The 22,472-nt window shown below is 64.4% G+C and carries 20 protein-coding genes; 7 read left to right on the plus strand and 13 right to left on the minus strand.

The features are described 5' to 3' along the window. Positions 1-40 precede the first annotated feature (40 nt). The 3 genes from ACB033_RS08870 to ACB033_RS08880 form a co-directional block, all read right to left on the minus strand. A complete protein-coding gene (locus ACB033_RS08870; protein ID WP_139724465.1) occupies positions 41-1,030 on the minus strand; it encodes a Gfo/Idh/MocA family protein in 990 nt (329 codons plus the stop codon). Positions 1,031-1,063: 33 nt separating this feature from the next. Beyond that, a complete protein-coding gene (gene nfo, locus ACB033_RS08875; RefSeq protein WP_139724463.1) occupies positions 1,064-1,909 on the minus strand; it encodes a deoxyribonuclease IV in 846 nt (281 codons plus the stop codon). 160 nt (positions 1,910-2,069) lie between these two features. Then, complete coding sequence (locus ACB033_RS08880) at positions 2,070-3,023, minus strand: LysR family transcriptional regulator (RefSeq protein WP_139724461.1); 954 nt, start codon at positions 3,021-3,023, stop codon at positions 2,070-2,072. A 125-nt stretch (positions 3,024-3,148) separates the two neighbouring features. On the opposite strand from ACB033_RS08880, the gene ACB033_RS08885 reads away from it, so the two are divergent. Beyond that, positions 3,149-3,904 (plus strand): SDR family NAD(P)-dependent oxidoreductase, encoded by a 756-nt coding sequence (locus ACB033_RS08885; RefSeq protein ID WP_005301360.1) that lies wholly within the window; start codon positions 3,149-3,151, stop codon positions 3,902-3,904. Here the strand turns inward: ACB033_RS08885 and ACB033_RS08890 are convergent. Next, on the minus strand, positions 3,901-5,211 hold the full coding sequence (locus ACB033_RS08890) for an HD-GYP domain-containing protein (protein ID WP_139724459.1): 1,311 nt from the start codon (positions 5,209-5,211) through the stop codon (positions 3,901-3,903). The genes ACB033_RS08885 and ACB033_RS08890 overlap by 4 nt on opposite strands. 244 nt (positions 5,212-5,455) lie before the next feature. Continuing rightward, positions 5,456-6,889, minus strand: coding sequence for a glycoside hydrolase family 1 protein (locus tag ACB033_RS08895; protein ID WP_139724457.1), 1,434 nt, complete (start codon positions 6,887-6,889; stop codon positions 5,456-5,458). Between the two features lie 156 nt (positions 6,890-7,045). Between ACB033_RS08895 and ACB033_RS08900 the strand changes: the two genes are divergently transcribed. Then, a complete protein-coding gene (locus ACB033_RS08900) occupies positions 7,046-7,918 on the plus strand; it encodes a LysR family transcriptional regulator (protein WP_139724455.1) in 873 nt (290 codons plus the stop codon). Between the two features lie 32 nt (positions 7,919-7,950). Here ACB033_RS08900 and ACB033_RS08905 read toward each other — a convergent pair whose 3' ends face one another. From ACB033_RS08905 to ACB033_RS08920, 4 genes are read right to left on the minus strand one after another with little or no spacing between them, the layout of a single operon-like run. Continuing rightward, entirely contained in the window at positions 7,951-9,120 is a 1,170-nt protein-coding gene (locus tag ACB033_RS08905) for a glycosyltransferase family 4 protein (RefSeq protein ID WP_139724453.1), read from the minus strand. Continuing rightward, positions 9,117-10,382: a glycosyltransferase family 4 protein gene (locus ACB033_RS08910; protein WP_201989130.1), complete on the minus strand. Its 1,266-nt coding sequence runs from the start codon at positions 10,380-10,382 to the stop codon at positions 9,117-9,119. Before ACB033_RS08910 ends, ACB033_RS08905 begins: the two co-directional genes overlap by 4 nt. After that, positions 10,379-11,767, minus strand: coding sequence for an O-antigen ligase family protein (locus ACB033_RS08915; RefSeq protein ID WP_139725862.1), 1,389 nt, complete (start codon positions 11,765-11,767; stop codon positions 10,379-10,381). The genes ACB033_RS08910 and ACB033_RS08915 overlap by 4 nt, the downstream gene beginning before the upstream one ends. Further along, positions 11,755-13,074, minus strand: a complete 1,320-nt coding sequence (locus tag ACB033_RS08920) for a lipopolysaccharide biosynthesis protein (RefSeq protein ID WP_139725861.1) — start codon at positions 13,072-13,074, stop codon at positions 11,755-11,757. Before ACB033_RS08920 ends, ACB033_RS08915 begins: the two co-directional genes overlap by 13 nt. 319 nt (positions 13,075-13,393) lie before the next feature. Here ACB033_RS08920 and ACB033_RS08925 point away from each other — a divergent pair, with 319 nt between their 5' ends. The 4 genes from ACB033_RS08925 to ACB033_RS08940 all read left to right on the plus strand — a co-directional run bounded on the left by ACB033_RS08925 (position 13,394) and on the right by ACB033_RS08940 (position 18,472). Next, on the plus strand, positions 13,394-14,170 hold the full coding sequence (locus tag ACB033_RS08925) for a DapH/DapD/GlmU-related protein (protein WP_139725860.1): 777 nt from the start codon (positions 13,394-13,396) through the stop codon (positions 14,168-14,170). Continuing rightward, a complete protein-coding gene (locus tag ACB033_RS08930) occupies positions 14,167-15,366 on the plus strand; it encodes a glycosyltransferase (RefSeq protein ID WP_139725859.1) in 1,200 nt (399 codons plus the stop codon). The genes ACB033_RS08925 and ACB033_RS08930 overlap by 4 nt, the downstream gene beginning before the upstream one ends. An 89-nt stretch (positions 15,367-15,455) precedes the next feature. After that, positions 15,456-17,945 (plus strand): hypothetical protein, encoded by a 2,490-nt coding sequence (locus tag ACB033_RS08935; RefSeq protein ID WP_139725858.1) that lies wholly within the window; start codon positions 15,456-15,458, stop codon positions 17,943-17,945. An 11-nt stretch (positions 17,946-17,956) separates the two neighbouring features. Next, a complete protein-coding gene (locus ACB033_RS08940) occupies positions 17,957-18,472 on the plus strand; it encodes a hypothetical protein (RefSeq protein WP_240041778.1) in 516 nt (171 codons plus the stop codon). On the opposite strand, the gene ACB033_RS08945 is transcribed toward ACB033_RS08940, so the two are convergent. Together ACB033_RS08945 and ACB033_RS08950 are read right to left on the minus strand one after the other, a co-directional pair. Next, positions 18,447-18,899, minus strand: a complete 453-nt coding sequence (locus ACB033_RS08945; protein ID WP_139725857.1) for a hypothetical protein — start codon at positions 18,897-18,899, stop codon at positions 18,447-18,449. The two genes, ACB033_RS08940 and ACB033_RS08945, sit on opposite strands and share 26 nt — an antisense overlap. After that, positions 18,883-19,704 carry a hypothetical protein gene (locus ACB033_RS08950; protein ID WP_371140462.1) on the minus strand — a complete coding sequence of 274 codons (822 nt, stop codon included), beginning with the start codon at positions 19,702-19,704 and terminating at the stop codon, positions 18,883-18,885. Before ACB033_RS08950 ends, ACB033_RS08945 begins: the two co-directional genes overlap by 17 nt. Before the next feature lie 94 nt (positions 19,705-19,798). Between ACB033_RS08950 and ACB033_RS08955 the strand changes: the two genes are divergently transcribed. Further along, positions 19,799-20,656, plus strand: coding sequence for a DUF1194 domain-containing protein (locus ACB033_RS08955; RefSeq protein ID WP_371140463.1), 858 nt, complete (start codon positions 19,799-19,801; stop codon positions 20,654-20,656). 274 nt (positions 20,657-20,930) lie between these two features. On the opposite strand, the gene ACB033_RS08960 is transcribed toward ACB033_RS08955, so the two are convergent. After that, positions 20,931-21,305, minus strand: coding sequence for a hypothetical protein (locus ACB033_RS08960; protein ID WP_195878550.1), 375 nt, complete (start codon positions 21,303-21,305; stop codon positions 20,931-20,933). A 591-nt stretch (positions 21,306-21,896) separates the two neighbouring features. Further along, on the minus strand, positions 21,897-22,376 hold the full coding sequence (locus ACB033_RS08965) for a hypothetical protein (protein ID WP_371140464.1): 480 nt from the start codon (positions 22,374-22,376) through the stop codon (positions 21,897-21,899). Positions 22,377-22,472 lie beyond the last annotated feature (96 nt).

Raw genomic sequence — 22,472 nt, forward strand, 5'->3', positions numbered from 1 at the left:
AGAGCCCAGGCTCTCCCTCTTGGTCATTCTGCCTTGTGACTCAGCGTTCAGCGGGCTGTAATCCCCGCTCGACCCAGCCCAGCACCTGTCTGGTCAGTGCCTGCGGCACCCAGGGGGAGTCGGTGATGCCCACCCTGACGCAGGCGGCAAAGTGATCCGCCTCGTGCTGCATGCCACCGCCCGCCACCGGCAGCGCGATGTCGTGGGGCCAGGCCGGCAAGGGGGCGCCGCCAAGCCAGACGATCTGCTGGGGGTTCCACCACTTGCCCACCAGCTCCAGCGCCCAGCCGGGCCCGGACAGCCAGGCCGACTTGTCGAGATCCTCGACGATGGAGGCCACCAGCTCGGCCTTGAGCGGGCCGGCGAAATCAAAGCGGGCCGCTTCGTCCACCTCCCCCGCCTGACGGGAGAGGCTGACCTCGGGCTCCCCCGCCGCCAGCCCCAGTTGGTGACAGAGGGCGGCATAGAGCCAGAGCGGGTAAACCCCCACATCCCAGGCTGCGCCGCCAGCCAGCGCCGGATCGAACAGCTTGCCGTCCCGCGTCTGCACCGAGCCGAAGGCGGCCTTTAGCCTGTCGGGGGCCGGCAGGGCCGACAGGCGCCCCAGCAATGCGCGCATGGCGGGGAAGCACATCACCTTCATCGCCTCCATCAGCAGCAGGCCCCGCTCGGCGGCGAGCCGCACCAGCCGATCCCAATCTGCGACGCGAGTCACCGCCGGCTTTTCCACCAGCACGTGCTTGCCCGCCAGCAGCATGCGTTCGATCAGGGCAGCGTGCTCCGGGTGGATCACCGCCACGTAGACCGCCTCCACCAGGGGATCCGCCGCCAGCGCCTGATAGCTGCCATGGGCGTGGGGCAAGCCCTGCTCGTCGGCAAAGGCCTGCGCCCGCCCCTGATCACGGGCGGCGATCGCCACCACCCGGCTGCCACTGGCGTGTCCGTTCACATCCTGACAAAAACGGCGGGCGATGGCCCCCGCGCCGGCAACGCCCCAGCGCAGCGGCTGTTCGCTTGTTCTCTCTTGCATCCCTGTCTCCTTATGCGCTCTGCCGGTCAATCATCACCCCTGCGCCAGGCTGCGCAGCCAGCGGATCTCGTCGCCCCAGATGGACTCGTCAATGGTCTCCAGGATCAGCGGAATGCCGTCGAAGCGATGGTCATTCATGATGTGATGGAACACCGCCTCCCCCAGGTTCCCCTCACGCAGGCTGTGGTGACGATCGACCCGGCTGCCGAAGGTGCACTTGGCACCGTTGATATGCATCCCCTTCAGATACTGGAAACCCACCGTCCGGTCGAACTCGGCAAAGACGGCGGCACAACTCTCTTCGGTACGCAGATCGTAGCCGGCGGCAAAGGCGTGGCAGGTGTCAAAGCAGATGCCGACCCGGCTTTTGTCTTCCACCCCGTCGATGATGGTGGCCAGGTGCTCGAACGACCAGCCGAGGTTGGTACCCTGACCGGCGGTGTTCTCGATCACCGCCGTCACCCCTTCGCTGCGCTCCAGCGCCCAGTTGATGGATTCGCTCACCAGCTTGAGGCTGGCCGCCTCCGGGATCTGCTTCAGGTGGCTGCCCGGATGAAAATTGAGGTAGCAAAGTCCCAGCTGCTCGCAGCGCTTCATCTCGTCCAGAAAGGCATCGCGGGACTTGGCGAGGCCATCGGGGTCGGGATGACCCAGATTGATGAGGTAGCTGTCGTGGGGCAGGATCTGCTCGGGGCGAAAGCCCCCCTTCTCGCAGGCCAGCTTGAAGTCGCGGATGCTGGTCTCGGAGAGCGGCGCCGCCTGCCACTGGCGCTGGTTCTTGGTAAACAGGGCGAAGGCGTTGGCCCCGATGGCCTGGGCGCGGGCGATGGTGTTCTCCACCCCGCCGGCCGCACTGACGTGGGCTCCGATAAATTTCATCACATCTCCTCTGCACTGTTGCTGGGTCTGGCCGCGCAGCAAAGAGGCGGCCAACCCGTGTGGGGCGCCATTATGCCAAGCCGCCCGGCCGGCGCCAAACCGGGATTGTCGATGGCAGCCATAGAGAGACCCGCCGCAGGTGGGGATTAGCGTCAAGCCATCAATCGGCTGCGTCCATCCCTGCCCGCGTCGCCAGGCTGTCGCGCGGGCCGTCAGGGCCCAGCGCTGACGCCAGGATGCCGCTCAGCCACTGGATGAAGGCCTGCACCCTAGGGGCCAGCTGACGGCGATGGGCATAGAGGGCGTGAATGGGCAGCGGGGGCGCCTGCCACTTTGGCAGGATGGCCACCAGCTCGCCGCTGGCCAGCAGTGGCTCCACCCCGACTCGCGGCTGCTGGATGATGCCAAGCCCGGCCAGCGCCGCCGCCAGATAGGATTCGCTGTCGTTCACCGTGAGCGCTCCGCTCATCGCCAGCACGGCGCGCGAGCCGTCTGCCTGCAGATACTCGAAACCGCTCTCTCTGGGCCCGCTGCTGCTGCCGTAGTGCACCAGCCGATGGCCGCTCAGCTCGCTCAGGCTGCGGGGCGTTCCGTAGCGGGCCAGGTAGGCGGCGCTGGCGCAGTTGATCTGGCGGTAGTGGCCGAGGGGGCGCGCCACCAGACTGGAGGGCTCAAGCGCCCCGACCCGGATCACGCAGTCAAACCCCTCCCGCACCAGGTCTACCCGCCGGTCCGTGCTGCTCAGCATCAACTGCAAGGCGGGATGCGCCGCCAGAAAGGCGGGCAGCACCGGCATCACCAGATGGCGAGCCATCCGGCCCGGCATGTCCACCCGCAGCTGGCCGCTCAGCTGCCCCTGCTGGCGAAACAGCCCGTTGAACTCCTCCATGTCCGCCAGCAGATCCTGACAACGGGCGTAACAGAGCCGGCCATCCGTGGTCAGCTGCACCCGCCGGGTGGTGCGCTGCAGCAAGCGGGTGCCCATCTGCTCCTCCAGCCGGCGGATGGCCGCCGAGAGCGTCGCCTTGGGGATCCCCAGCTGCTCGGCACTGCGGGTAAAGCTCTCCAGCTCCGCCACCCGCACAAACATCCTCATCGCATCCAGTTGATCCATGCCACCATTGTCTCGCTAATCGGAACAGTGCATTCATTATCGCCTTATTTATCCAATCAACAACGGGCAATAGAGTGATCACACCGGCTCATCCCGAGCTCATGACCACAGACAGGAGTCCTCTCATGACCCATCCCATCGCACTCATCACCGGCGCCAGCCGCGGCCTTGGCAAACAGGCGGCGCTGGCCCTCGCCGCCCGCGGCGTCGACCTCATCATCACCTATCGCAGTCAGGCCGATGAAGCGGCGGCCGTGGTGGCCGAGGCGACCGCCCTCGGCGTCAGGGCCCATGCCCTGCCCCTCGATGTGGCCGACAGCAGCAGCTTTGCCGCTTTCGCCAGCCAGGTGCGCGAGCAGTTGGGCGCGTGGCAGCGGGATCGGTTCGATTTTCTGGTCAACAACGCCGGCATCGGCATTCACGCCAGCATCGAGCAGACCAGCGAGCAGCAGTTCGACACCCTGTTCAACATTCACCTCAAGGGGGTCTTCTTTCTGACCCAGCAGTTGCTGCCGCTTCTGCGCGATGGCGGGCGCATCCTCAACCTGTCGAGCGGGCTGACCCGTTTCGCGCTGCCCGGTTATGCCGCCTATGCGGCCATGAAGGGAGGGGTCGAGGTGCTGACCCGCTATCTGGCCAAGGAGCTGGGGCCGCGCGGCATCGCCGTCAACGTGGTGGCGCCGGGAGCCATCGAGACCGATTTTGGCGGGGGTGTGGTGCGGGACAATCAGGCGGTCAACGATTTCATCGCCAGCCAGACCGCGCTGGGTCGGGTGGGCCAGCCGGAGGACATCGGCGGCGTCATCGCCGCCCTGCTCTCCCCCGACAGCCGCTGGATCAATGCCCAGCGCATCGAGGCCTCCGGCGGCATGTTCCTCTAAGGCGTCCGCTCACCGACGCCGAGATCTCTCTGGGCCGCCTGCGTCTGACCGCTGGCGGCCTGGTGAGCCTCGGGCAGGTGCGCCGCCAGGGTAGCCACGGCGTCGACATCGACCCGCCCCTGGCTCGCCAGCTGTTGCAAGAATGCGAGCGCCGCGTCGGCGCTCAGCCCCGCCCGATAGGGTCTGTGCTGCACCATGGCCTGGAAGATGTCGGCCACCCGCAAGATCCTCGCCTCCAGCGGCATCGCCTCGGCAGTCAGGTGGAAGGGGTAGCCGCAGCCATTGGGCTCCTCGTGGTGATAGGAGGCCCACAGGGCAATCTCCTCGAAGCCGTCGATGTGGCGCAAAATCTGATAGGTTTCAAAGCTGTGGGTGTTGATGATGGCCCGCTCCCGCTCATCGAGTTTTCCCGCCTTGTCGAGGATCTCGTCGGGTACCCGCAGCTTGCCGAGATCGTGCAGCAGCCCGGCGATCTCCAGCTGCTCGCAGCGTCCCTCTTCAATTCCTATCCATTGGGCCAGCCGCCGGGCCAGCCTGGCCACCCCGAGGGAGTGGGCCACGGTGAAGGGGCTCTTGGCATCGACGATGGCCGAAAAGATGCGCGCCAGCTGTTTGAGCTCGCCGTTGCTGGTGAGACAGGGCTCCCGCTCGCTCAGCATGCCGTGCATGTAGTCGGTGATGACGCGCCCCTCCAACTGCAGCCAGAACGCCTCCGGCAGGGAGGCCCGCAAAAAGGCCGCCACCAGCTCGGGGTCGAAGAACTCGCCGGCGCACGCCTCGATCCGCTGCCGGATCTCCTGGGTGTGCATCAGCAGGGAGCCGTCCCCATAATGCGGGGCCGCCAGGGCATCGACCCGGTCGACCAGAAAGATGAGGTTGGCCTGGCGCCGCACCGTGGCCGTCACCCCCTGCTGCAGAACAAGTTGATGCCAGTGAGTGTGGTGATAGCGGATGGGCTCCGCCAGCGGGGCCAGCGGCGGGAAATCCTTGAGCAGATCGTAACCGACCTCGCAATGACGCTGGGAAGACTCCCAGTCGAACTCGCTGACCAGATGGCTGTGGATAAAGGTGGAGGAGACGCCGATGTCGTGCAGCACCCCCAGCTCGAACAGGCAGGCCTGCTCGATCTCACCGGCCCCCAGTGCCTTGCCACACTCGGCGGCCATGATGCCGACCCGCTTGCCGTGTGCCACATCGCCGATGCCGACCAGATCCAGCGACGCCGACAGGGCGTATACCAGCTGGCGCAGATCAACCTGCTGGGCAACCAACCCGCCGCAGCGGGGATGAGAGCTGTTGTGGTGCATGATGCGCTTCCACCTCTGCCAAGGTGATAGATCCCTCTTCGGGGCCGCGTAAACATATTGAATCTAAACCAGATTGCCCCTCCCGCCGGTTTGCAGCCGCCATCCGCACACGCTAATTGACAAAAAGATGAGTTGGATCAATCCGGCAAGTGCCATGCCCGGATGCGGCGCGGGTCGGCCCGGTAGACGAACAAAAAAAACGGGCCCCGCCAGTTGGCGGGGCCCGTCGAGGGGATGGATTTGGTTACAGTGTCTTGCCGCCCGAGCTTATCACCGTCTGGTACCAGTAGAAGCTGTCCTTCTTGAGGCGGCGCAGGGAGCCCCCCTGCTCGTCCCGCTCAACATAGACGAAGCCGTAGCGCTTCTGGTAGCCGTTGAGCCAGCTCAGGATGTCGGTGAACGACCAGGCGCAGTAACCCAGGAGCTCTACCCCGTCCTGCAGCGCCTCCTGGCACGCCTTGACGTGGCTGCGCAGATAGTCGATGCGATAGTCGTCGTGCACCCTGTCCCCTGCCGCCAGCTTGTCGAACTCGCCGAGGCCGTTTTCGGTGATCATCAGCGGCAGGCCATAGCGGGAGGAGAGCCGGCGCAGGGCGATGCGCATCCCGGTCGGATCGATGGCCCAGTCCCAGTTGCTGGTCTCCAGGTGCGGGTTGGGGGCCGTCTTGTAGAGGCCGGGAATGCCGCTCGGCGGCGTAGTGCCTTTCTTGCCCGTGGTATTGATGCGCTGCATCGTCTGGCCGCCGAGGGGGTTGTCGGTGTAGGTCAGGGTGTAGTAGTAGTTGACGCCTATGTAGTCGGGGGTTCCTTCCCGCAACAGCTCGAGATCGCCGGGCAGGATCTGGGGCGCCTCGCCGTTCTCCCGCAGGTAGGCGAGCGCCGCCTGGGGGTAGCGGCCGAAGCAGTAGGCATCCAGCCACCAGAGGTTGGTGAACTCCTCGGCATTCTCGTAAGCCAGCATATCTTTGGGATCGCACGAGGCAGGATAGGCGGGGGAATAGGCAAAGCTTGGGCCGATCAGCCCCCCTGGCACGTGCTGACGGAACGCCTTGATGACGCGAGCGTTGGCCAGAAACGCGATGTGGTTGGCGGCAAAGAAGCGCTTGCGATCCTGCACCGCGGGCGGATGGGTGCCGAGCTGATAGGCGTTGGTCAGGTTGTAGTTCTGTTCGTTGAGCGACACCCAGTACTTCACCTTGCCGGCAAAGCGCTGATAGAGGGTCACGCAGTAGCGCTCGAAATCGGCGATGATCCGTCTGTCTTCCCAGCCGCCGTACTCATCCTGCAGCGCCTGGGGCAGGTCCCAGTGATAGAGGGTGAGCACCGGTTCAATCTGGTGGGCCAGCAGGGTATCGATGAGTTTTTCATAGAAGGCGAGCCCCGCCTCGTTCACCTCGCCGCGGCCGCTCGGGTAGATGCGCGGCCAGCTCACCGAGAAGCGGTAGGCCTTGAGCCCCATCTCGGCCATCAGCGCCACGTCCTCCTCCATGCGGTGGTAGTGATCCACCGCCACGTCGCCGTTGCTCCCCTCAAAGGTCTTGCCCGGCAGCTTGGTGAACAGATCCCACACCGAGGGACCCTTGCCATCGGCGTCCCAGCCCCCTTCCACCTGATAGGCGGCGGAGGCGGCGCCCCACAGAAAATCTTGCGGGAAGTCGTTGAACTTGTGGTGATGCATCTGGGGTTGCTCCTTCTGCGGCGGTGGGCTGGCCACCTTGATCGCACCGACTGGCGGTGCCCAATGGAATTGGCATTAGCATCGAACAGTTCTAAAATTCCGTCCAATGACAAATTTAACCATTCAACATTCCAAACAGGAATCACAGGAGCCGACATGGAGTTGCGGGATCTGAAGGCCTTCGTCACCCTGGGGGAAGTGTTGCACTTCGGTCAGGCGGCGGTGCGCCAGCACGTCACCCAGTCGGCGCTGAGCAAGCAGATCCGCCGGCTGGAAGAGGAATTTGGCGGCGAGCTGTTCGAGCGCAATGCCAGCAGCACCCGTCTCACCGTGCTGGGGCGCGCCCTCTATGAGGATGCCCGCGCCCTGGTGGCGGCCAGCGAGCAGCTAGCACGCAGCGCCCGCGACGTGCTGGCTGGCAACAGCGGCACCCTGCGCATCGGCTTCGGGGTCGCCACCAAGCTGCTGGTGCCCGCCGCCATCGCGCAATTTCGGGCCGAACGCCCCCAGGTGACCATAGAGCTCAACGATCTCTCCACCCACCATCAGTTGCTGGCCCTGAGCGAAGGCAAGCTGGATCTCGGCTTCTGCCGCCTGCCCGCCCCCAAGGGGTGGCCGTGTCTGCCGGTGGTGCGGGCCCATTTTGTCGCCGTGCTGCCCGCGAGCTACGCCGGCGTGAGCAAGCTGGCTGATCTGGTGGACAAGCCGCTGGCGATCCTGCGTCGGGACAAGGCCCCCTCGTTTTACGATCACCTGATGCACTACCTGGCCCAGAGCGGGCTGCGTTTTCGCGATATCCAGTACGTCAACGACTTCGCCGCCGGCGTCGCCACCGCCGCTGCCGACATCGCCTGGACCCTGGTGCCCTCCTCCACCACCATAGAGCACCCGGACGTGCTGACCCTGCCGCTGACCGAGGGGGAAGCCTGCTGGACCATAGGCCTTATTCGCCCACCCCACAGCAAGGGGCCGCTGATCGACGCCTTCTGGCAGACAGTCGCCAGCATGAGCGAGCCGGCCTTGCCATAAGGCAAGGCCGCGATGCTGGGAGTGACGCGCCGCTACAGCGCCGGGCCAGGGCGCTTCGCGGCGCACTCAGGCTCGGCCCGCTCAAGCAGTCGTGCCAGCCCCGCCACCATCTCTCTGCCCGTCTCGCTCGCCTTGTAATGTGCCGCCGCATGCAGCCTGGCATTGTCCCCTATGGCCATGGCCACAGCGGGGGCCTCCTGCAGCGCCGCCAGCACGCGCGCCAGTTCATCGGCGCTCTCCGGCTGATATTTGCGGCAGTTCACCCCGTCGGTCAGGTGGCGATCCCACCAGGCGCCATCCGCCGGAATGACCACGCACAGGCCGGCAGCCATGGCCTCCAGGATGGAGAGGCCGAAGGGCTCCTGATGGCTGGTGGAGACGAAGATGCCGCAGCCGGCCCTGATCTCGTCAAGGTTGCCGGGGTTTTCATGCCAGCGGGTATCGGGCAGATCTGGCCGGGGTGCGCTGCAAGGTTGCAGTATGTTGCGTGGTTGCAGATAGCAGACGGTCAGCGGCGCACGGGGCTCGGCAAGCTGCTGATGCGCCGCCAGCATGGTCTCCAGCCCTTTCCACTTGAGCAAGGAGGCGGCCCACAAGATGCCGGAGCCGCCGGTCGTAGCCGTGGGCCAGCTCGCCTCGCACAGTCCGTTGATGAAGGGCTGCCAGCGGGGCGGAAAGTCACGCTCGCCAAGGCGGGCGATCAGGGCCGAGAGCGAGGAGCGGGCGGCCTCCAGATAGAAGACCTGGCTGGCGCGCCACAGGGCCCTTGCCGACATGCCGGAGCAGCCCACCGGGCCGTGAATAAGCTGCACCACCGGGATCCCCGCGATCCGGGCGGCCCAGTAGCAGCAGAGATCCACCCCGGGGCCGGAGGCCGCCAGCAGGCCGCGTACCTCCCCCAGCCGCCATATCAGCCAGAGGATCATCAGGCTCTGCCACCCCTGCTTGAGCAGATACCCCAGGCCCGACTCGCGCCCCCGCAGCAAGGCGGGCACCCAGAGCGAATGGTGACGACATCCGGGCCAGGAGTCCAAGTCCGGCGTCAGGACATGCAGCGCCAGGGCCGGCAGGCGGTCGGCCAGCCCCGCCAGGATCACCTCGGTGGCCACCTTGGAGCCGCCGCGAAAAGAGATGGGATCCACCACCAGCAGCGTCTCCCCCTGCCCGGCCTTGCCAGCAGTCGACTCATGGTGCGGCTTCATGATGGTGCTCCTTCATCCGACCCGATCGCCGCCCTGCGCCCGCCAAGCAGCCCCCCTTCCCCCGCCAGACCCACCCTGGCCAGCAGCCGCTGGCCGAGCCAGCGCACCATGCGCCCGTAGGGGGGGAGCTCGGGATTGTCCCAGCGCCCCGAGAGGGTCGCCGACCAGAGCTCGCTCACCTTCTCCACATAGCGTTTGACCGTGAACAGCTGGCTGGCGCGCAATTGCCCCGCCCGCCCCAGCCGGTAGCGCAATCCGGCATCGCCCAGCCGCTGCCAGTGGGCAGCCATCTGGCGCCAGTCGCCGGGATCGGCCAGAAGGCCCGTCACCGTGTGTTCCACCACCTCAGGGATCCCCCCCACCCGATAGGCACTGACCGGCAGCCCCAGGGTGCCGGCCTCGGCCAGGGTCAGGCCGAACACCTCCTCACGGGCACCGGAGACCAGCAGATCCACCCCGCCGCGCAGGATGGCGGCGCTGTCAGGCCGCTCGCCGAGAAAGTGCACCCGCTCGGCCACTCCCAGTTCAGCGGCCAATGCCGTGAGCGCGGCCAGCTCGGGGCCGCTGCCAATCACCAGCAGCTGCGCCTTGCCCCCCTGAGCGCAGAGCTCGGCCAGGGAGCGGATCAGCAAGTCCACCCCCTTGCGCTTGATCAGCGACCCTATGGTGGCCAGGATCAGCTCCCCCGCCGGCAGCCCGGGCAGGCTGCTGACGGGCCAAGGCGCGTCACGATTGAGCCGCCCCCCATCCACCCCGTTGGCGATGTGAACCAGCCGTCTGTGCTCGCAGCCATCCTCTCGCCAGGGGGCCAGCACCGGCTGGCTCACCCCGATCAGCACGTTGGCCTGATGCACCCGCAGGGTAAACCTGTCTCTGGGCTGATAACGGGCGTGCAGATGGCACACCAGCGGCACCTTCATCTTGCGGCACACCCCGGCCAGCCACTGGCAGGGGGCGGCGCTGTTGGCGTGCACCAGGGTGATGCCGTGCTCGCTTATCAGCGCCTGCGCCCGCTGGCACAGGGCCCGGTGGGCGGCCAGATCGAAGCGGGGGGACTGCCAGCCCAGCAGCAGAGAGAAGGGCTCGACCACCGCCTTCACCCCGAGCAGGGCGGCCTCCTCTGCCAGCTGCTGGCTGTTGCACCAGAGCAGGGGGGCAAAGCGGCTGCGATCGAGGTGGGCCAGCAGATCCAGCAGGCAGCGCTCGCTGCCACGGATCCAGTTCTCGCCGTAATGCACCAGCAAAATGGGGGTTGCGCTCATGACTCTGCTCCCTTTTCCTGTTTATCCCGCTCCGCCTCGGCCATGGCCATTTCCGCTTCCCTGGCCTGCCGGACATATTTGATGGCTGCCACCGCCAGCGACAGCTCCAGATAGATGGGCCAGGTAAAGCCCTGGGTCAGGAAGGACCCCGAGATGACGAACCCCACCATGCTCGCCATCACCCCCTGCATGGCTGTGACTACTGCAGGAGGCATGCCATCCAGGCGGCAGTGCCACGCCCGGTAGAGGGTCACCGCCACCATGCCGACAAACAGGGTCAGCCCCACGAAGCCGGTCTCCGCCAGTACCCCGAACCAGGTGGAGTGCACCGCGTGGTTGAGGCCGTCCCAGTGGGGGCTGTAGAAGAAGTAGTTGTAGTAGAAGTTGGAGAGCCCCACCCCGATGAGCGGATGGGCCAGCGCCATGCCCCAGGCGGCCTGCCAGGCATAAAGCCGCCCCATGGCCGAGGCATCCACCCCGCTCTCCGCCGCCCCGCCGGAGGCCCTGTCGCTTATCCCGGCGGCGGCGAACAGCACCAAGAGCGCCAGGGTGCCGCACAGGATCAGCACGGTTTTCGACTGCACCCGCTGCCAGGCAAAGAGGCCGCTCACCGCGCAGATCCCGAGCAGGCCGCCTCGACTCTGGGTGGCGATGATGGCGGCGGCCACCAGCACGAACCCCACCGCCCCCAGAATGCGCCCTCCCAGGCCGTTGCCCCGATTGAGCAGCAGGCTCAGGGAGAAGCCGGCGGGAAACAGCAGCACCAGCGCCAGATCGTTGGGATCCCCCAGCACAGAGCCGAGCTCGCGCCCTATGGTGACCCGGGTCCCCTCCACCAGCCCGATGCCGCTGCTCTTGTTGTAGAGCGCCACCAGCGCCACCATGCAGCCGGCCACCACGAAGGCCCGCACCGCCAGGGCGAAGTCCTCCGGCCTGCGCACCAGCCAGGCGGTGGCCAGCGTCATCAGGTAGATCTTGCTGTAGCTGCCGGTCCAGGTGGCGATCGCCTCCCCCCGGTTGCTGGCAAACAGCACCCCGATGGAGACGACGATGAAAAAAGCGGTCAACCAGCTCAGGGGCTGGCTCCAGTAGGGCCTGATGCGACCGGTGAGCAGGGTGTGCCAAACCAGGGCGCCGATCGCCGCCAGCGAGAAGAGCAGCGGGATCTTGAGGGGATAGAGCTGGGGAAACACCTCGTGCAGCCGGAAAAACGAGAAGGTGACGAACCCCAGCACCATCAGAAACGGCCAGCGCAGGGCAAACCAAATGGCGGGAATGGCCAGCCCCAGCACCGGCAGCAGCAGCGGGTGCGGCAGCCGCCACCAGAGTCCGGCTACCAGCAGGGTGGCGGTCAGCCCCCAGATGGCGTGGCTCAGGCGACCCATTGCCCTGCCCACCACTGGCCGAGCCACATCATGGCAAGGGAGCCGGCACCGCTCGCCCACAGCGCCGAGAGGCGGTATGGCAAGGGCAGCAACCGCTGGCTCACCAGATAGAAGGCGAGCGCCCGCACCAGATAGACCAGCAGCAAGGTCCAGATCACCCCGGCCACCCCGAAGTGCGGAATGGCGAGCAGAAAGCCAAGGACGCCGAGCAAACTGCATCCCAGATTGATAACCATCTGGGCCTTGCTCTCCTCCCCGCTGAAGCAGCCGACATTGAGCAGATCAGAGACGTTGCGCACCGCCATCCCCAGCACCAGCAGCGGGATATAGGCGATGGCCCCGTGGTAGCTCTCCGGGGTGAGCCAGCGGATGAGCAGGGGGGCGGTGAGCCCCACCACCCCGGCGGTGGCAAACCCCAGCACGGAGCCCAGCACGCTGTAGTGGGCGTTCAGGCGCAGGCCGTCCGGCTCCTTGAGCAGCATGAAACGGCGCGGATACCACCAGAGGGCGAAGGGTTGCAGCAAGAGCCCCACCGCCAGCGCCAGCTTGCCCGCCACCGCGTAATAGGCCAGCAGCGCCTCGCCGACGTGCTCGGCCAGCAGCCAGCGATCCAGCCCGCTCAAGGCAAAGCCCGCCAGCCCGCTCACCACCAGCGGCAGGCCGTAGCGCAGCAGGGGGCGGTAGTGCTGCCAGTCAAAGCGGATGCCGCCATCGCGCCACTGCCAGAGGCTCAGCAGCAGCGCCAGCGCGACACAGGTGAGGGTGCCGGAGGCGAGCACCCCGCTCACGCCCCAGCCGAGCCAGAGCCACCAGGCGGTCAGCAGGGACTGGATCACCGCCTTGCCGGCGGTGGCCACGAAGAAGAGACGGGCCTGATTGCGCATCCGCAGCCAGGCCAGCGGCACCCCGATCACCCCCTCGAACGGCAAAGCGCTGAGCACCCAGCGTACATCGGCAAGGCGGGTTTCGGTTGGCAACAGTCGCTGCACCAGGGGCGCCAGCCACCAGAGCAGCACCAGGCTGGCCAGGGCGATGATCCAGACCAGGCCAAACACCCGCGCCACCACCTGCTTGCGCTCGCCCTCATCTGCCGCCATCCCGGCGAAGCGGTAGAGGGCGTCAACCAGCCCGAACCCCAGGATGAGGGAGCCCAGGTTGATGATGGTCAAGAGCACCTCCAGCTGGCCATACTCCCGGGGCGCCAGCAGGTGGGTCAGCACCGGCAGCATCAGCAGGGAGATCCCCTTCATCAGCAAGAGGCCGGCGGCGTAATAGAGCATGGCTATCTGGTTTACTCCGAGTCTCATAGGGCCTCCCAGCCACCAGGCAACGGATCTTGGGTCATCTGTGGTCAGCCAATGCAAGGGGCACGCCAGCCGGTGCAATTCCCCGTGCAGCCCTGCATGTCGCGCTCTCGACCTTCACAGCAACGCACATCAGGCCCAAAATGAATCTGATTTTTGCGTTTTGCAGCCCGGCCGGCGCAATTTGCACAGCGCCTTGCCACCCAACCCCCTGGCAGGCGGCCGGCGCGAGCCGGCAGCGTGCTGAGCGTCAGTTGGCCCGATCCCTGCTAGTGCCTGACTGGTCGGCCATGACGGCAACAGAGCCAAGGGAGAGCACACCATGAACAGCATCAGCCTGTACCGGATGAAAACCTGGGCCAAGCAGGGAGAGACGCCGCTGGCCCGCCTGCTGTGGCACCTTGCCAAGGGGGCCCGCAGCTGGAGCTTTCCGCTCATCCCGCCCCTGCACGGTCTGCTCTATCGTCTCTATCGGCTGGCAAGCCAGACACTCGCCACCCTGGCCCGCACCCTCTGGTGGACGCCGCTGTTCCAGTCCCGCCTGCGTGCCCCCGCCCCCCGCCTCTATCTCTATGGCGGCATCCCCTTTATCAGCGGCCCGGTGTCGATCGAGGTGGGGGAGGATTGTCGCCTCAGCGCCGCCATGACCATCAGCGGCCGCCCCTCGAGCAAGGGGCCCGCTCTCAGGATTGGCAACAACGTCGGCATCGGCTGGCAGACCACCATAGCAGTGGGCAGCCAGGTGGTGCTCGGCGATAACGTGCGCATCGCCGGACGCGCCTTTCTCGCGGGCTACCCTGGCCACCCGCTGGATGCCCAGGAGCGGGCCCGGGGGCTGCCGGATCGGGACGAGCAGGTCGGCGACATCGTGCTCGAACACGATGTCTGGCTCGGCACCGGTGCCATGGTGATGGCGGGGGTCACCATAGGGGCCGGTACCGTGGTCGCCGCCGGCAGTATCGTGACCCACAGCCTGCCCGCCGGGGTGCTGGCCGCCGGGGTGCCAGCCCGGGTGCTGCGCCCCCTCGATGCGCAAGATTGCCGCGACGCGCTGGCAGAGAGCGCCGCCAGCCGCCTGAGTGAGGAGAAGCAGCCATGAAGCCGTCGAGCGCACAGCCCCAACTGGTAGTACTGGGGGAGGACTGGGGTCAACACCCCTCCAGCACCCAGCACCTCATCAAGCGCCTGCTGCCGGACTATCGGGTGCTCTGGGTCAACTCCATCGGCCTGCGCCGCCCCCGCCTCAATGTGCGCGACCTGGGCCGGCTCGGCCGCAAGCTGGGTGCCGTGCTGCGCCGCTCGGCCAAGGGCAAGGCGCAGGCAGCCGCCATCCAGAGCGGGCCGACGCCCCAGGTGATGCCGCCGCTGGCGCTGCCCCTGCCCGGCAACCCGTTGGCGGGGCGGATCAACGGCCACTGGCTGGCGGCCCAGATCCGCCGACAGCTGCCCGAGCTCGACAAGCCGCTGCTCTGGATCTCCTTGCCAAGCGCGGTGGATCTGGTAGGCAAGCTCGGCGAGCGGGCGGTGATCTACTACTGCGGCGACGACTTCTCGGCCCTGGCGGGGGTGGATCACGCGGCCATCGCCCGCTGCGAGGCCAGGCTGGTAGAAAAAGCGGACCTGATTCTCGCCGCCAGTCCGGCGCTGGCCAGCCGCTTTCCCCCCCACAAGACCCGGCTGCTGAGCCACGGGGTGGATCTCGGGCTTTTTGTGCCCCCCCAACCCAGGCCGGCGGATCTGCCGAGCGGGCGCCCCATCGCCGGTTTTTACGGCAGCCTGAGCGACTGGATAGACGTTCCCCTGCTGGCGGAGACCGCCCGCGCCCTGCCCCACTGGGATCTGGTGCTGATAGGGCCCAGGCAGACTGACCTGAGCCCGCTGGCAGGATTGCCGAACGTGCACCTGCTCGGCCCCAGACCGCACCACACCCTGGCCGCCTACGCCCAGCACTGGCAGGTGAGCCTGCTGCCCTTCGTCGACAATGCCCAGATCAGGGCCTGCAACCCCTTGAAACTGCGCGAGTATCTGGCGACCGGCCGGCCCGTGGTCAGCACCGATTTTCCGGCGCTGGACGGCTATCGGGCGCTGGTGCATCTGCCCCGCCCGGGCGACAGCCTGGCCCAGGCCATCCAGCGTGCCGCCCTCGACGCCCCCGCCCAGGACTGGTTCCAGCGCTACGAGTGGGAAGCACTGACTCGCAGCGAAGGGCGCCAGAGTCGCCAGCAGGCGGTGGCGCAGCAGAGCTGGGATCACAGGGCCGATGAGCTGAAAACCTGGCTGGCGGGGCTGCTCTGATGATCTGGCTGGCGACGCGTTTACACAGAACATGCTGGCTACGGATATTCGGCCTGCTCACCCTCAGCCTGCCGGCCCTCTGTTTGACAATGGGAAGTTTGGCAATAGGAAGCACTGCGCTGGCGGCGAACCGCCTTGATGGCCCCACCCCCCTGCCACTGAGCGGCGAGCAGACGCCCCAGCGGCTCACCTTCGAGCGCCTGCCCTGGCCCATCGGGGCGGATGACGAACTGGTGATCGAGGGTCACAATCCCGCGGCAGGCCCCCAGACCCTGATCCTGCGGGTCGATGACGCCGCCTCGGTCAACTACCGCAGCCGGGTCAATCTGGAGCGGATCATCCCCCCGGGTCCCTTCACCCTGCGCTTTTCGTTAAGCGACTGGCGCACCGCCCAGCCCAGGGCCCTGGCCCTCGACCAGCTCACCAGGCTCTATCTCTTTATGGCTGACGGGGCGACGCCGCTCACCCTGACACGCTGGTACTGGTCCCCCGGGCTGACCCTGCCCGCCGGCACCATTGCCCTCGATCTGGGGGCAAGCGATGCCCCCCGCTTCACCGGTTTCGAGCCCCTGGCGCCGGGGGATCCGCGTCTGCTGGGCCACCCCAGCCCCATCTTGCGCCCCTCCGGCGATGCGCTTATCCGCGACGGGCTGCGCAACCTCGACGGCGTCAGGCTGGAGGTTCCCAAGGGGCGCTACCAGCTCACCCTCTGGCTCGACGATCCGGGCGAATGGGAGTACCTGCCCCACCCCCTCGAACGCAGCGTGCTGATCGACGGCGAGCCGGTCTGGGCCGAGCGGTTGCAGCCGGGCGAATGGCTGGCCCAGCGCTATCTCGCCGGCCAGCAGCAGGAGGCGTTGCCCAATCCAGACCCCTGGCTGCTGTTTGGTGCCCGCCAGGGGGGGCCGGTCAGCCTGGTGCTCGAGCACCCGGGCGGCCCGCTCACCCTCACCCTGGGGGGCAATTCGCCGGATGCGAAATTCCTCGCCGGCCTGCTGCTGGTCCCCGATCCGGCGGCGGACAAGCAGGCTGACGCCAAGGCTAACCCTCACCCGCTGGCCGAAGCCACCCGACGGGTGCTGGCCAAGCAGCGCCAGCTCTTTACGGAAAAGTGGGCCTTGGCCCCCTATTCGCTGCCAGAATCCCCCGCTCGTCTCACCTTGACCCCCATCGCGCAGGGGCAACCGACCTTGAGTACCAGGGCCAGCCCGGCCCCCCCCGCCACTCCCGTACTGGCCGCCCAAGGCAGCCAGCTGCTGCTGGAGTTTGTCATCGAGACGCCCGAGGATGACGCCGCCCCCCTGCTGGTGATCCAGCCGCCGGCGGCCAACGGCGTTACCCTGCCGCTGACCCCCTACCACAGCCAGTGGCATCTGGTACGCCCCCAGGCGAGCGGCACCCTGCTGCTCCCCTCGGATCAGGAGCTGGTGGAGGGGGTGGCGGGGCTCACCCTCAAGCGCCGGGTGCCAAGGCGCCTGGTGTTGCATCTTCCCATTCCGCGGGATGCACCGGCGGGGCGCTATCAGGGCAACATCCAGCTGCTCAGCCACCAGCAGCTGGTGCAACTGCCGTTAGAGGTCGAGGTGCTGCCCCTGATCCTGCCCGCCGCCAGCAAGCCGGTCGGCATCTACCTCGACACGCCCCCCTACCTTGGCTGGTTCGGCCAGGGCCCGGAGCTGGCCAGCGCCCAGCTGGCCGCCAGTCGCTGCGATCTGGCGCGGCTTGCCGGGCTTGGGATTAGCGGCGTTGCCCCCGCCCTGCCCCAGGATGAAGCCGGGATGCGCACCACCCAGGAGGAGGCCATCGGCCTTGGTTTTCACACGCCGCTGCTGGCCTACGCTTCGCTTAAGCGCTGGGGCAGCGACACCAATAGCCGGCTCGATGCCTGGCAGCAGCGCCAGGCGGCCTTTCGCGCCCAGGGGCTGCCCCCCCTGGCCTGGAGCCTGTTTGACGAGCCCGATCTCGGCGCCCTGCCCGCCATTCAAGCCATGGCCCGCGAGATGAAACGGCGGGATCCCGCCGTGGTGCGGGCCGGTCACTTCAACCACCCCGCCCAGGCGCCCTTGCTTGGCGAGGTGGAGATAGCCCTGATCAACGCAGGCTTTGGCGCCGACAAGGCCGATGTGGAACGGGTGAGGGCCGCCGGGGCCGCCCCCTGGTTTTACAACCTCGGCACCCCGCGTGCCGCCGGCTTCTACCTCTGGCAGAGCGGGGCCAAGGGCTATCTGCAGTGGCACGGGCGCATGCCCACCGCCCTGCCCTACGACCCCACCGACGGGCGCGAGAGCGACTTTCTGCTGCTGGGCCCGCAGGCCTGCGAGGCTCATCGCCTCTCCTACGATCTATTGCTGCTGCAACAGGGCATCGAGGATCTGCGCTGGCTCACCTGGCTCGAGCAGGCGGCGCGCCAACAGGTGGAGGCGGCCCTGCTGCTGCAGCGGCTGCGCGAGGCGGTGCCCACCCGCTGGCAGCAGGCCGAAGCACTCCCCGCCAGCCGCTGGGCCAGCTTTCGCGGCGAGATTGAACAACTGGCCAAGCGCTTGAAAACATTGCAAACTGGAGCCAATTCATCCCCCTGACTGGCCAGCTTATGCCGCATCAGAACGTCACCAACATAAAGGCTTTTGGGCGCCAGAATACCGGGCGTCGTCCCCGCCAGAGCGGGCTTGCCGCAGGCTTGCTGCTCTCCTTGCTGCCCTCTTTGCTACTCAGTGGCTGTGCCCGCCAGACACCCACCGAGGATCCCTTCCCCATGCTGGCGCAACTGCGCCAGCAGCAGTTGGCCGAGCAGGCCCAGCTGTCGCTGACTTATCAGGAGGAAGCAGTGATGTTGGCGGCGGATCAGGAGCAGCAGTTGCACCAGTTTCTCGGTCAGCGGGATCCGGCGAAGATAGCCCTTATCAGCGGCCCCGGGCCGCAGACCGACATGCTGGAGAGTGCGCGCCTTGCCAGCAGCCGTCTTGGCAAGCTGGCCAGCCTGCTCAGTGCCCGCGCCATCGAGCTCGAACCGCGCTACGACCCCATGCTGGCCCCGAACAGCCTGCTGATCCGGGTGTTGCCGGCCAATGCGGCGAGCCCTCTCAGCGAGGCTCGCCAGGCGCAATAAGGGCAAGACAGGCCGCAGGCAGCGCGACCCGATAGAGGGGGGCCGGTGCGTCGCCCCACAGCTTGTGCCAACCCTGATTGAATCGATACGCCAGCAGTGGCGGCTCCGGGTGCCACTGCCCCCGAAACATCACCCCCTGCAGCTGGCCTTTGCCTGCGAGTCGCACCGACATGGCCTCCCGATCCGGGGCCACCGCCATCGCCTGCAAGACCCCGTCACAATCTGGGTGGCGCAGCCGGTAGCCGACATAAGTGCCCCCCAGCAAGGGGCTGGCCCCCTGCCGCTGCCAGCCAAGCTGGCGGAGCTCCTGCAGCATCTGGCGCGTGCCATCCACCGGCTGGCGGTGCTGATAGCGCCACCCCATGGCGCCGGTGGAGGCCAGTGCCAGCAGCACCAGCCAGAGATAACCCCTAATCGGTGGTGACATGGCGCCCCCTTCGAAACAGCAGTGTCATCAGCAACAGCAGCACCAGCCACTGGTAGAGCTGGGCGAGCGTGCCAGTATGCAGCCAGCCGTACCAGCGCAGATCTAGGCTCATCAGCACCAGCCGCAACTGGTTGCTGCCGATGTAGAGCAGCAAGACCAGCCCCAGCAGGGGCAGCTGACGGTGCAGCGCCCGCCCCGGGGCGAGCCAGCAGGAGGAGACCAGCCAGGCCAGCGCCACCAGATAGAGCTGGGAGAACGAGGAGCAGCCCTTGAGCACGATCAGGGCATGGCCCCCCACCCGCTCGATGCGATTGCCGCTTTGCACCGTCTCCCACCCCAGCAGTTGCAGCCACTGGCCCACTCCCCAGGCATCGAGCGCCAGCACGGGGCCGGAACAGAGGGCAAAGAGTTGCTGCCCCCACAGCACGGCCAGGGTGAAGGCCACCACTATCTGCAGCGCGGCGCGCTCGTCCCAAGGCTGCTGGCGCCGCCACAGGCTCGCGGCCAGCAGCAGGCAGGCCAGCGCCTTGCAACTTGCGCTTGGGATCAACAGCAGCAGCGAGAAGAGCAGCAGAGCGGCGCGGCCAGGTTGCCACGTTGGCGCAACCCGCGATGCAATTTGCCACCAGATGGCAATCAGCAACACCACCAGCAGGTTGAAATGGCCCGTGTTGAGCCACACCATGGCCCACTGATTGAGCAGCCCCAACAGCAACCAGTTGGGCGCCCACTGCCAGGGACGGATCTCCATCGCCTCACCCCGCACTTGTTCGTTTTCATCCTGTGCGAAGACCGCAAATTTCATGCCCGCTGCTGATACCTGCAAAGTGGCACGCTTTATTCATCCTCCCCATCGGCACTGAGGATCAGGGCCAGGCCTCAAGGAGAAGGAGTGAGCAATGAGACTAAAACCGTTGGCAGGGTTGGTGGGGATGCTGCTGGTCAGCGCCCCCGCCTACGCTTTGACCGAAGTGGATACCGAGCTGCAACTGCTGATGGATGTGTCGGGCAGCGTCAGCGCGTCAGAGTTCAACCTGCAGTTGCAGGGCTATGTGGATGCGTTTTACAGCCAGGCGGTGCAAGACGCCATCCTGGATACCAGCGATGGCAAGCTGGGCACCATCGCCGTGCAGATGGTGATGTGGAGCGGCTCGACCCAGCAGGCGGTGATGACCGACTGGTTCTACCTCTATGACATGACCTCCATCAACGAGTTTGCCGCCACCCTGGACGCCCTGACACGCCCCTACTCGGGGATGACGGCGCCGGGCTCGGCCATGGAGTTCGGCGCCCTGCAGTTCGATACCAACGACTTTACCGCCACGCGCCAGGTGATGGATGTCTCAGGTGACGGGATCCAGAATGCCGGGCTGGATACCTCGACGGTACGGGATCAGCTGCTCGCCTCCGGCATCGACACCATCAACGGCATCACCATAGGCCAGGACTACCCCGATGGGGTGCTGCAGGATTGGTATCTGAACAATATCGCCGGCGGCGAGGATGCCTTCGTCATCAACGCCACCACCTTCGCCGATTTTGGCAGCGCCCTGGAGCTGAAACTCGCGGCCGAGATTGAGGGGGGTATTATCCCGGAGGGTGCACTGGCCGCCCCCATCGAGGAGATCCCGCTGGCGGCCCAGTTGCTGCTCGGCATGCCCTTGCTACTGGCCTGGCGCTATCAGCGCCGTACTCAAGGCCGTAATCAGGGGAACCAGCAGAACGCTGGATGGCAACGAATGCCGGTCATCGGTTAGTTTGTCACCCCGAGTGCAGAAATTAGGGAGCTGATGCTCCCTGATTTATTACCGCTACCATGACACAGCGGATCATAGGGGTAGGGATCGAAGGCCCTCTTGAGGTGTTTGTTAGCTTCATTGTGATTTATTGAGCTGGCTTATAAGCTCTTTTTCGGATTCTGCCATGAACACTTGTCGTTGAGCTGTGGGACATCGAACAATCCAGTCATCCTCATCACTATTTAAACAAAAGGGAACAGCAAACCATGCTTGGTTAGCCTTGTTAAGTGGTTTACTCCATTGACCATTGTTCCAGATCCTCAACAGGATTAGGCAATCGACCAATTAACCACTCGGCACAAATATCAGGTTTAAACTCTGGGTTGTAGCACTCTATTACCCAAGATAAAAAATCATCTGGACCGCCATTCATATACGGAGGTGGAGATACCGGATGGAAGGATGTTGGCAACCGTTCGTTGACTGACATATAATTTAAAACATGACCAAATTCTTGAACTGTATGCCATGCAAGTTGATGATGAATATCAATTTCAAATTTTACCCACCAGCGAAAACCTTCATCATAGCCTTTGTTTATAACACCACGTATTGCTGGAACTTTTTCCAAAAATTCAATTAATCTTGTAAACTCTCGAACGTTCATAATTACACTTAATGCCATAATGAAGTGCGAGTAAGACTACCACCAAACCTAAACGAATGCACCCTGAATACAAAGCAAAGATACCAGCGGTGAGAGCTACAGGTAAATGATTCGCTATGCAGCAGGGCCGTAGGTTCGATTAGCGAAGCGTAATCGGATATTCGCAGTTTTTCAGTAATATGTTTCTTAACTCACCCTCACATCTTATATTGCCACTTATGCGCCTCGAAACCCACTCTCTAACAAGCAGTAAAAATCACCGTTATAGACGTGCTTGCCGCGTTATCGGAAGGTAATACCACAAGCGTCCGATTACACCTACCGGCTAATCGCACCTACAAACTCTATAAAGGCACCGAAAAACATAATCAGTAAGAAATATTTTTCTCAAACTATTATTGCAAACAAATCATCACTTTTTACTCAACCAACTATCAATCAATGACTTCGTTAATTGTTTGATGGTTAGATAAAACGAACTTGGCGCTTAACGCCACTGTAAGAGGCAGAATATGCTCAGCTGAAATTAACTAAGAATGAGAAAAACAAGGTTTCTGCGTCTTATCGTTACGATCTTGATATGTAATTGTATCAACGTCCTTTATATGCGTACTGCAAAACTAGATTTGATAAAGCAGTTTGTCTTAATGAGAGATCTATTGTGTAAGATGCACATAATAAGGACAGCGACCTTGCAAATTTAACCCTTACAGACTGCAATACTTTATAAAACAAGACTTCATTACGGTCTCCTTGGTATTTATATAAAGCCATTAACTCCGTACTTAATTTATGAATCAAATCTAATAATATATGCTTTGAAAAGTCAGAATTAATATTTCCTCTTAGATTTTCGGTTTCATCCTTTATTGACTCCAAACTTTTTATAACAGCTTGGGATACCTCTTTATCGAAAGGGGCAACCAATACAAGTCTATTCTCTAAATATTCAAAATACTTTTCTAGCAACTGCTTGTCTGAGTTTGTTACGTGCTTTATTAGATCTTTTACTGAAACACCTGCTATTGATATAGTGCCACTAATAGCACTAACAATTTCCATAAATGGCATAAACAATGCTCCTTTACGTAAGGTCTAAATTCACCGAAAAAACTGCCATAACACAGATATGTGAAGACAGTTTTTACCGGTAAAAATATTGATATC

It is taken from the genome of Aeromonas sp. S15(2024) (assembly GCF_041402265.1).
Taxonomy (GTDB): domain Bacteria; phylum Pseudomonadota; class Gammaproteobacteria; order Enterobacterales; family Aeromonadaceae; genus Aeromonas; species Aeromonas dhakensis.

Excerpts from the sequence above, each read along its gene's own strand:
- ACB033_RS08910 (WP_201989130.1), bottom strand. The coding sequence starts at position 10,382 with ATGAGCGCAACCCCCATTTTGCTGGTGCATTACGGCGAGAACTGGATC.
- ACB033_RS08905 (WP_139724453.1), bottom strand. The coding sequence starts at position 9,120 with ATGAAGCCGCACCATGAGTCGACTGCTGGCAAGGCCGGGCAGGGGGAG.
- ACB033_RS08915 (WP_139725862.1), bottom strand. The coding sequence starts at position 11,767 with ATGGGTCGCCTGAGCCACGCCATCTGGGGGCTGACCGCCACCCTGCTG.
- ACB033_RS08925 (WP_139725860.1), top strand. The coding sequence starts at position 13,394 with ATGAACAGCATCAGCCTGTACCGGATGAAAACCTGGGCCAAGCAGGGA.
- ACB033_RS08920 (WP_139725861.1), bottom strand. The coding sequence starts at position 13,074 with ATGAGACTCGGAGTAAACCAGATAGCCATGCTCTATTACGCCGCCGGC.
- ACB033_RS08955 (WP_371140463.1), top strand. The coding sequence starts at position 19,799 with ATGAGACTAAAACCGTTGGCAGGGTTGGTGGGGATGCTGCTGGTCAGC.
- nfo (WP_139724463.1), bottom strand. The coding sequence starts at position 1,909 with ATGAAATTTATCGGAGCCCACGTCAGTGCGGCCGGCGGGGTGGAGAAC.
- ACB033_RS08895 (WP_139724457.1), bottom strand. The coding sequence starts at position 6,889 with ATGCATCACCACAAGTTCAACGACTTCCCGCAAGATTTTCTGTGGGGC.
- ACB033_RS08930 (WP_139725859.1), top strand. The coding sequence starts at position 14,167 with ATGAAGCCGTCGAGCGCACAGCCCCAACTGGTAGTACTGGGGGAGGAC.
- ACB033_RS08935 (WP_139725858.1), top strand. The coding sequence starts at position 15,456 with ATGGGAAGTTTGGCAATAGGAAGCACTGCGCTGGCGGCGAACCGCCTT.
- ACB033_RS08880 (WP_139724461.1), bottom strand. The coding sequence starts at position 3,023 with ATGGATCAACTGGATGCGATGAGGATGTTTGTGCGGGTGGCGGAGCTG.
- ACB033_RS08890 (WP_139724459.1), bottom strand. The coding sequence starts at position 5,211 with ATGCACCACAACAGCTCTCATCCCCGCTGCGGCGGGTTGGTTGCCCAG.
- ACB033_RS08870 (WP_139724465.1), bottom strand. The coding sequence starts at position 1,030 with ATGCAAGAGAGAACAAGCGAACAGCCGCTGCGCTGGGGCGTTGCCGGC.
- ACB033_RS08950 (WP_371140462.1), bottom strand. The coding sequence starts at position 19,704 with ATGAAATTTGCGGTCTTCGCACAGGATGAAAACGAACAAGTGCGGGGT.
- ACB033_RS08940 (WP_240041778.1), top strand. The coding sequence starts at position 17,957 with ATGCCGCATCAGAACGTCACCAACATAAAGGCTTTTGGGCGCCAGAAT.
- ACB033_RS08945 (WP_139725857.1), bottom strand. The coding sequence starts at position 18,899 with ATGTCACCACCGATTAGGGGTTATCTCTGGCTGGTGCTGCTGGCACTG.
- ACB033_RS08885 (WP_005301360.1), top strand. The coding sequence starts at position 3,149 with ATGACCCATCCCATCGCACTCATCACCGGCGCCAGCCGCGGCCTTGGC.
- ACB033_RS08965 (WP_371140464.1), bottom strand. The coding sequence starts at position 22,376 with ATGCCATTTATGGAAATTGTTAGTGCTATTAGTGGCACTATATCAATA.
- ACB033_RS08900 (WP_139724455.1), top strand. The coding sequence starts at position 7,046 with ATGGAGTTGCGGGATCTGAAGGCCTTCGTCACCCTGGGGGAAGTGTTG.
- ACB033_RS08960 (WP_195878550.1), bottom strand. The coding sequence starts at position 21,305 with ATGAACGTTCGAGAGTTTACAAGATTAATTGAATTTTTGGAAAAAGTT.